Below are 1,004 nucleotides of genomic sequence, written 5' to 3' on the forward strand. Positions count from 1 at the left end.
CAATTCGACAGGTTTCATATTACCATATTTTTTTAAAATATATTCAATTGATTCTATTTGTTCTTTTGTTAATTTAACAGATATAAATTCATTTTCTTTAATTAATTTAACAGGGTCATCACCATATTGTGCTAGTTTAAAATATAAATTAGGAAAAACTGGACCATAAATCCAAGCATGAATAGAACAATCAGGAAAAAGTTCTTTGCTAGAATCTTTTTTATTTTTTACTAAATAATGAGCGTGAATATAATATAAAATTTTTTGTAATTTTAAATTAGTTATTGTTGGGTTTTTTTTAATAATATAATTTGCCATAGTAAATAGAATGTTTTCAAAATTTGGTTCTTTCATATTAATATTTTTTTTAATTTGGTTTTTCATAATATTTTCCTTTTTGGTTGAATTTGGGTGTAAAAAAAAGACTCTCAAAAATGAGAGTCTTGGGTTTGTTTATTTTATTAAAAATTATTTTTTTATTTATATTTGATGACAAATTATGTTTTTTTATTATTATTATCCATGAATTTATTCATTTTTTTAAAAGTTTCTTTTATTATTTCTTTTGTTTCTTTAATTTCATTTAAATTTTCTCGATGATGTGAAAATTCTGTTTTTAATAATTCTAAATTTTTATCAATATCGTTTAATTTATTATCACATTTATCAATTTTATCGTTTAATTTATCTATTTTGTCGTCTATTTTATCGTTTAAACGATTAAAATCAGGTGTAAAATCTTTAGTGAAAAATTTTAATGAAATTATTATTGTTATTATTATTGTTACGTTAGTTAATAACCAACTTAATGCTATAGTCATTTTTTTATTCCTTTCTATTTTTGTTTATATATTGTTTTTTTGTTATTAAAATTTTATATTATTAAAATAATATATTTTAAAAATAATGTAAATTTAAAGATTATAAAGTTTTTATTTTGTAAAAAAATCTTTTAAAGATTGATGAGTAATAATGTTGTTTTTCCATTTTTTGCGTGGATTATA

The 1,004-nt window shown here is 18.4% G+C and carries 2 protein-coding genes; both read right to left on the reverse strand.

The window, feature by feature from the left end:
- The coding region (locus KTO59_RS04400; protein ID WP_284928844.1) for a Panacea domain-containing protein at positions 1-384 on the reverse strand (384 nt) is incomplete at its 3' end.
- A gap of 113 nt (positions 385-497) precedes the next feature.
- On the reverse strand, positions 498-821 hold the full coding sequence (locus KTO59_RS04405) for a hypothetical protein (RefSeq protein ID WP_284928846.1): 324 nt from the start codon (positions 819-821) through the stop codon (positions 498-500).
- Positions 822-1,004: the final 183 nt, after the last annotated feature.

This window comes from Candidatus Phytoplasma sp. AldY-WA1, assembly GCF_020312115.2.
In the GTDB taxonomy this organism is placed as follows: domain Bacteria; phylum Bacillota_I; class Bacilli_A; order Acholeplasmatales; family Acholeplasmataceae; genus Phytoplasma; species Phytoplasma vitis.

Coding starts and splice junctions, on each gene's coding strand:
- KTO59_RS04405 (WP_284928846.1), bottom strand. CDS start 821: ATGACTATAGCATTAAGTTGGTTATTAACTAACGTAACAATAATAATA.